The sequence below is a fragment of the Frankia sp. CeCAU1 genome (genome assembly GCF_977971845.1).
Genome location: NZ_CDWWXA010000108.1, coordinates 10,476 through 17,045, shown reverse-complemented (window position 1 = coordinate 17,045; position 6,570 = coordinate 10,476). Strand labels below are relative to the sequence as shown.

Here is a 6,570-nt window from a genome sequence, read left to right as displayed (position 1 = left end):
GAGGGGGACACCTCGCTCGGCCGATGATCAACGCGGTCACCGGCCGAGCTGGCGCTCGACCCAGGCCAGCGGCCCGCCTTACCTGGGCCGCGTGGTATCTGTGCACGCCTACTGCTGCGGTGCAGCCTCCAGCCGTAGTCGCCGTAGCGCCCCGCCCCAGGCGATGACCTGGTCCAGCATCGCGGTGACCGTTGCCTCCTGGTGCGCCGCAGGCCTGAGCGCGACGAAGCCCTCAAAATCTGTCGACAGGGACAGGGCGACCTGGTCGCGGACATCGGCGACCTGGAGCTCACCCAGCACGAGGCGCAGGTGCTCGACCGCGCGGGTCCCGCCGGCCGCACCGTAGCTCACGAACCCCGCTGCCTTGTTGTGCCATTCGGCGTACAGGAAGTCGATGGCGTTCTTCAGCGCCCCCGACGTCGAATGGTTGTACTCCGGGGTGACGAACACGTACGCGTCGAACGCCGCCACTGCCTCGGCCCACGCCTTCGTGTGCGGATGCTGGTACTGGCCCATCGCCGGCGGCATCTCCTCGTCGAGATGCGGCAGGTTGAAATCCCTGAGGTCGAGTAGCCCGAAACGGGCGTCTGCCCGCTTGACCGCGATGTCGTGAACCCAGCGCGCGACGGCCTCGCCGCGCCGCCCCGGGCGCGTGCTGCCGATCACGATCGCAACGTTGATCATGAGTGTGTCGACCCCTCTCTCGATTTTGACGAGACGCTCCGACGCCCCGTGACCCGCTGACTTCCCTCGGCCAGCGGACATCGTCAGTACCGGCGACACCGCGAGGGCCGCCGATGCCCTGCTCGCACCTACTGGGCGCCGGTGGCCGTCGTCGTGGGCACCGTGTCCCGCGGCGCCGGTGCCGGCTTCTGCCCTGGCAGAAACACGGTCCCGGCGAGCGCGCCCGAGGTGAGGACGAACATCCAGGTGAGTGCAGGGGTGAACCCGTCCGCCTGGAGAATGAGAGCCATCACGGCCGTGCCGGTCGCCGCGCCGACGCGCTGGATGACGTTGCTCGCGCTGGTCGCGCCCGGAATGTCAGCCGTTCGTAGCGTCCGGTACACGGCGGCGCTGGCAGGCAGGCTCGCGGCCCCGAACCCGATCCCGCGGACAAACAGCGAGATGCCAAGCAGGGTCAGGTTGCTGTCGGCGGTGGCGAAGACGAACGGCAGAGTGCCCGCGCTCGCGACCACCAGACCCCCTGCCACGAGCGGGCGTGGCGCGAGCCGGTCGGCGTACCGGCCGGTTGCGAGGTACGCAAGCCCCAGGCCGACGCTCTGCGGTGCGAGGGCGAACCCGGCGTCAAGTGCGGACAGCCCCCGCAGTTGCTGGTAGTAGAGGGGGAGCACGAACATCGGGCCCCAGCTCGTCACGCCGAAGACGAACAGCATCACCGAGCCGCCGCGGAAGGAACGGTCGCCGAACAGGCGTAGATCGATGAGCGACGGCCGGCCTGGTGTCGTCGGCCGCAGGACGAAGGCGGCCAGCAGCGCGACGCCGACCAGCGCGGCGACGAGCACCTGTGCGGACACCACCGTGCTTCCGGACTCGACGTTCGACAGCGCGTAGATCATCGCCACGATGCCGGTGGGCAGCAGGACCAGGCCCACCACGTCCAGGGAACGCTCCGTGCGCGGGTCTTCGCGGGGGAACCACCGTGTTGTCATGAGCAGCGAGACCACGACGATCGGCACGTTGACGAAGAAGATCCACCGCCAGCCCCAGGTGTCGATCAGCAGGCCGCCCAGCACCGGGCCGGAGATCGGCGCCAGTTGGCCGACCAGGCCGACGACGCCCATGACCCGCCCGAAGCGCTGCGGGCCGGCGGCCCGGGCGAGTACCAGCTGGGTCAGCGGAAGGATCATGCCGCCACCCAGGCCCTGCAGCACCCGGAAGGCGATTAGCGCGCCAGCGGACCAGGCCAGGCCTGACAGCACCGATCCGGCCAGGAACAGCCCGAGGGCACCCGACCAGATCGCGCGGGCGCCGAACCGGTCGACCAGCCAGCCGACCACCGGGATGACGGCAGCCATCGCCAGCAGGTAGGACGTCGTGACCCACTGGATCACCGTGATGTCCGCTTGCAGGTCGCGCCCCAGCGTGTCGATCGCGACCGCCACGACAGTGGTGTCGAGCAGGGCCGCGAACGCCCCGACGATCAGGGTCGTGGCCAGCGGCACGAGACTCGGACCGGCCTGCTCCAGATCGTTCGACGGGTTCGGTCCATCCGCGGAGCCGGAGTGGGCCTCGGGCCGGGTCATGGGACCAGCAGGGTCTTGCCGGCCGTCTCCCGGTCCTCGATCGCCTGGTGGGCTGCGGCCGCCTCGCCCAGCGGGTAGGTCTGACCGATGATCGGGCGTAGCCTGCCGGCCGCCGCCTGCGCGAGCGCCTCCGCGGCGAGCGCACGCATCTGCTCCGGTGTCGGCGTATCACCGCTGATCACCGTCACGCCGGCGGGCGGCTCGGTCCAGCTGCCACTGGCCATTCCGTGGATGCTGATCCGTCCGCCGGCCCGCAGGGTGGTCAGGGCGTGGGCGCCGATGTCACCCCCGACACCGTCGTAGACCAGGTCGACACCCGTCCCGCGGGTGGCCTCGACGACCTCCAACGTCCAGCCCGGCCGGGAGTAGTCGACGTAGGCCGCCGCGCCCAGGGACATCACCAGCTCACGTTTGGCGGTGCCGCGCGCGGCACCGATCACCGTGGCGCCGGCGGCCGCCGAGAGCTGGACCAGCAGACTGCCGAGGCCGCCGCCGGCTGCCTCGACCAGCACCGACTCGGCGGGCTTCACCTCCGCCTGGCCATGCAGGAGGACCGCGGTGCGGCCGTCCGCCAGCAGCGCCACCGCGTCCCGCACCGGGACGGTGGAGGGCACCGGGATCAGGTCGTCCGCATCCGCGACGGCGAGCTCGGCGTAGCCGCCGGTGCCTCCCGTCGTCGTGACGACCACCACTCCGGCGAGGGCCGGGTCGACGTCCGCTCCGACGGCGACGACCTGTCCGCCGACGCCGTTACCCGGGACCCGGGGCAGCGGCGGAGGGTTTCGCAGCGCAGGGCCACGGCCAGCCCTGACCTGCGTCTCGACGAAGGTGATGCCGGCGTACTCGACCGCTACCAGCACCTGGCCGCGTCCTGGAACCGGATCCGCGACGTCGCGGACCGTGAGTACTTCCGGGCCGCCGAACCGGTCCATCACCACAGCGCGCACAATCCCGCCCTCTTCGTCAATCGGAGCGATTCACTCCGATTTGGAGATCTTATAACGGAGTGAATCGCTCCGCAAGCTGCTGGGTGCCGGGTCGTCGCGCCGCGAGGGCCACGGGACGGCGCTGCCGACAGCCTCGCCCCCGGGGCGCCCGGTGCCGGACACCAGGACCGGACCGACTCACCCCAGCTGCCTCGACGGGACCTCCAGCAGGTGCCGAGTGGATCTCCAGCGCATCTCGACCAGGCCGCGAACGGGCCTCGGTCGACTCCGGAGCGCGGCGCTGGTGACGCTCGAGAGCGATCTGAGATCTTTTCCGCGAGGCACGGCGCGTTGCGGTCCAGGTCCCGCACGCGGAGTCCGGCGCCCCGCCGAGACAAGGAGACCGCGACGATCCCTGGAGGATCATCACCCGGCCGCCGAAGAACTCCCGCCGGCCGGGGAAACCTGACGCACACCGTCCGGCAACGGCTCACGCAAAGCAGGCCCGAGGCTTCCGGCGCCCCGCTCCGCCACCGCCGACGAAGGACCGCCACGCGCGAATGCTGTGCGGGCAGGCGCGAACCGTTCCGCGCGCCGCTGCGCACCACGTCGGCAGGCGCCGTTGTCATTCCCTTGTGAAAGGAAGCGCATGACCGGAACAAGCACGTCACCCCGAGTTGCCGGGACGACGCGGCGACGGCGAACCCGCCGCGTCCGCGGTTTTCGCGCGATCGGTGCTGCGGTGGTGGCGCTGGCCCTCCCGCTGGTCAGCGCCGGACCCTCGTCGGCCGGCACCGGCGGGTCGGTGATCGACCTCGGTACCCTGCCCGGCGGCAGCAGCAGCGGCGCCTACGACGTGAACAACAGCGCGGTCGTCGTCGGCTACTCGGCGAGTGCCAGCGGCCGCAACCACGCCGTCCGGTGGAACAGCCTGGGTGTACCGACCGACCTCGGCACCCTGCCCGGGGACGAGGCGAGCGTCGCCTTCACCATCAACGACGCTGGCACCGTGACGGTTGGCGCCTCCCTGATTCCCGGTGGCCCCACCCATCCGGTGGAATGGGACGCGGCTGGCCAGATCACCGCGCTGACGACGCCTGCCGGGAGCATTCTGAGCCGGGCCTATGCGGTCAACAACCAGGGCACGGTCATCGGCTTCTGGAGTGGGCCGGACCGGTTGTACCACGCGCTGCGGTGGACCTCGGCCAGCACGCCCGTGGCCCTGCCCCAGCTACCGGGGGATACCGCCAGCTCCGCGGGATGGATCAACAACAGGGGTGTGATCGTCGGCTATTCGAAGACTGCAGCCGGCGTTGCGCGGGCCGTCCGGTGGAACCCTGACGGAACCGTCTCCAGACTCGCCGACCTGCCGGGCAGCGACTCCAGTGAGGCGAGCGCCGTCAGCGACACCGGCATCATCGTCGGTCTCGCCACCACGGGTGCGAGGTCGCACGCGGTCCGCTGGGACCACGCCGGTGGGATCACCGAGCTGCCGCCGCTGCCCGGCGACACCGGTGCCGGTGCCTATGGCGTCAACGAGCGGGGGATCGTCATCGGCTTCTTAAGCGCGAGCGACGGCACCCGCAGCGCGGTGGCGTGGAGTCCGAGCGGCCAGGTCACCCGGCTGCCGACCGCCACCGCCGGGCCGGCGGAGGCGTACGGCGTGAACGACCGAGGCGCGGTCGCGGGGTCCTCCACCGCGGCCGACGGATCGGCTCACGCAACACTCTGGCTGGCCTGACCCTGCCGGTCTGCCCAGTCCGCCCTGTCCGGGCCGCCGCTGTCCGCTCGCTCCGCACCGTCTCCACCGAAGGGATCGTCTCCGATGACGCTGGCCCCATTCCTGCGCAGGGAACACGAGATTCGGGTGGGCGCTCCAGCCGGTTTCGTCTACCGGCTGCTGGCCGGGCTCGAGCACTGGCCGAGCATCTTCGCCCCGTTTGTTCACGCCGAGAGGCTGGGAACGGACGGCGAACTTGAACGGGTGGGGATGTGGACCACATCCGGCACCCGGGTCGAGCGCTGGGTCGCGTTCCGTCGGTGTCAGCAGGAGGATCTACGGATCTGGTTCCGCGTGGAGCAGCCACCGCCGCCGCTGGAGTCGATGGAGCGTGCCTGGACCGTCGTCCCGGTTTCCGACGGGGAATGCCTGCTCAGGCTGGCGCATGAGCTGCGCGTGACGGCGGGCGTATCGGCGGACATCGGTGCGGTGGTCCGGCAGGTCGACGTGGTGGCCGAGGCGGAGACGGCCGCGGTGCGGGCCGCCGCGGAGCGGGCGGTGAGTGCACCCGACTTCCTGCTTACGCTGCACGACGACGTGCGTGTTGACGGGCCGGCCGATCGTGTCTACGACTTCCTGTATGCGGTCGACCGGTGGCCCGACCGGCTGCCCCACGTGACGCGGGTGGACGTCCAGCAGGACGAGCCGGACGTCCAGCTCGTGGAGATCGACACCGCGGAGCGCCGGGGTGGTGTGCTGACGACACGGACCGCGCGGGTGGGCCGACCACCCCGCGGGATCGTCTACAAGCAGCTACGACTGCCGCCACTGGCCAGCAGCCATCACGTGCGGTGGGACATCGAGGACGGCGGCGATCACACTGTGGTCCGCTCGATCCAGACCGTGGTGATCAACGGCCCTGGGATCGCGGAGCTCCTCGGCGCGAGCACCAGCCTGGAGCAGGCCCGTTCGTTCATCCGCACCGAGCTCGGCTCAAAGGTCCGGCTGATCCTGGACCAGGCTGGGCAACACGTGGCGGACGCCGCCGGATAAACGGACGTCGCCGGACGACGAGTGCGCGGGCTGACACCGCGTCAGCGCGCGAATCAGAGGGGACGACGTGCGTATCCTTTTCGTGTCATGCCCGCTTTCCAGGCATCTTCTTCCGATGGTGCCCACCGCATGGGCGATACAGCTCGCCGGCCATGAGGTGCGGGTCGCGGTCGCTCCCGACTTCGCGGCGTGCGGCCTGTCGGTCTCGCCGGTCGGTCCCAGTCCGCCTCCCGGCCTGATCCAGCCTGCCGCGCCGCCATCCGACCCGAGTGCGCGGCCTGGTCCCCGCCTCGTCCAGGCGACCACCTGGTTCGCGGCGGTCGCGGCAGGGATGGCCGACGGGGTCGTCGATCTCTGCAGGGACTGGGAGCCCGACCTTTTGGTGCATGATCCGCTCGCGCTGGCCGCGCCGCTGGTCGGCAGCCGGCTGGGTATCCGCATCCGGTACCTGCCGTACAACGGTGGGGGACTGGCTCCGGAGTGGTTGCGGCGCCCGGCGGCGGGACCGCGGGTGTGCATCACCCCGGGCACTGTCGCGGACGCCACCCGCGAGCTGCGCTGGCTGCGCGAGCTGGTCGAACGGTTCGCCGCGGCACAGGTCGAGGTC

General features: G+C 71.0%; 6 protein-coding genes. 3 read left to right on the top strand and 3 right to left on the bottom strand.

The window, feature by feature from the left end; translation table 11 throughout:
* Nucleotides 1-108 precede the first annotated feature (108 nt).
* From AC08OO_RS17290 to AC08OO_RS17280, 3 genes are all read right to left on the bottom strand, one after another.
* Nucleotides 109-666: an NADPH-dependent FMN reductase gene (locus AC08OO_RS17290; RefSeq protein ID WP_232235291.1), complete on the bottom strand. Its 558-nt coding sequence runs from the start codon at nucleotides 664-666 to the stop codon at nucleotides 109-111.
* Between the two features lie 146 nt (nucleotides 667-812).
* Complete coding sequence (locus AC08OO_RS17285; RefSeq protein ID WP_023842193.1) at nucleotides 813-2,264, bottom strand: DHA2 family efflux MFS transporter permease subunit; 1,452 nt, start codon at nucleotides 2,262-2,264, stop codon at nucleotides 813-815.
* On the bottom strand, nucleotides 2,261-3,211 hold the full coding sequence (locus AC08OO_RS17280) for a zinc-binding dehydrogenase (RefSeq protein WP_011438516.1): 951 nt from the start codon (nucleotides 3,209-3,211) through the stop codon (nucleotides 2,261-2,263). Before AC08OO_RS17280 ends, AC08OO_RS17285 begins: the two co-directional genes overlap by 4 nt.
* A gap of 628 nt (nucleotides 3,212-3,839) precedes the next feature.
* On the opposite strand from AC08OO_RS17280, the gene AC08OO_RS17275 reads away from it, so the two are divergent.
* From AC08OO_RS17275 to AC08OO_RS17265, 3 genes are all read left to right on the top strand, one after another.
* The gene (locus tag AC08OO_RS17275; RefSeq protein WP_011438515.1) at nucleotides 3,840-4,931 is read left to right on the top strand and encodes a hypothetical protein; all 1,092 of its coding nucleotides are present in this window, start codon (nucleotides 3,840-3,842) and stop codon (nucleotides 4,929-4,931) included.
* 84 nt (nucleotides 4,932-5,015) lie between these two features.
* A complete protein-coding gene (locus AC08OO_RS17270; protein ID WP_011438514.1) occupies nucleotides 5,016-5,963 on the top strand; it encodes an aromatase/cyclase in 948 nt (315 codons plus the stop codon).
* A gap of 115 nt (nucleotides 5,964-6,078) precedes the next feature.
* The coding region (locus AC08OO_RS17265; protein WP_235609487.1) for a glycosyltransferase family protein at nucleotides 6,079-6,570 on the top strand (492 nt) is incomplete at its 3' end.

Excerpts from the sequence above, each read along its gene's own strand:
- AC08OO_RS17285 (WP_023842193.1), bottom strand. The coding sequence starts at position 2,264 with ATGACCCGGCCCGAGGCCCACTCCGGCTCCGCGGATGGACCGAACCCG.
- AC08OO_RS17275 (WP_011438515.1), top strand. The coding sequence starts at position 3,840 with ATGACCGGAACAAGCACGTCACCCCGAGTTGCCGGGACGACGCGGCGA.
- AC08OO_RS17270 (WP_011438514.1), top strand. The coding sequence starts at position 5,016 with ATGACGCTGGCCCCATTCCTGCGCAGGGAACACGAGATTCGGGTGGGC.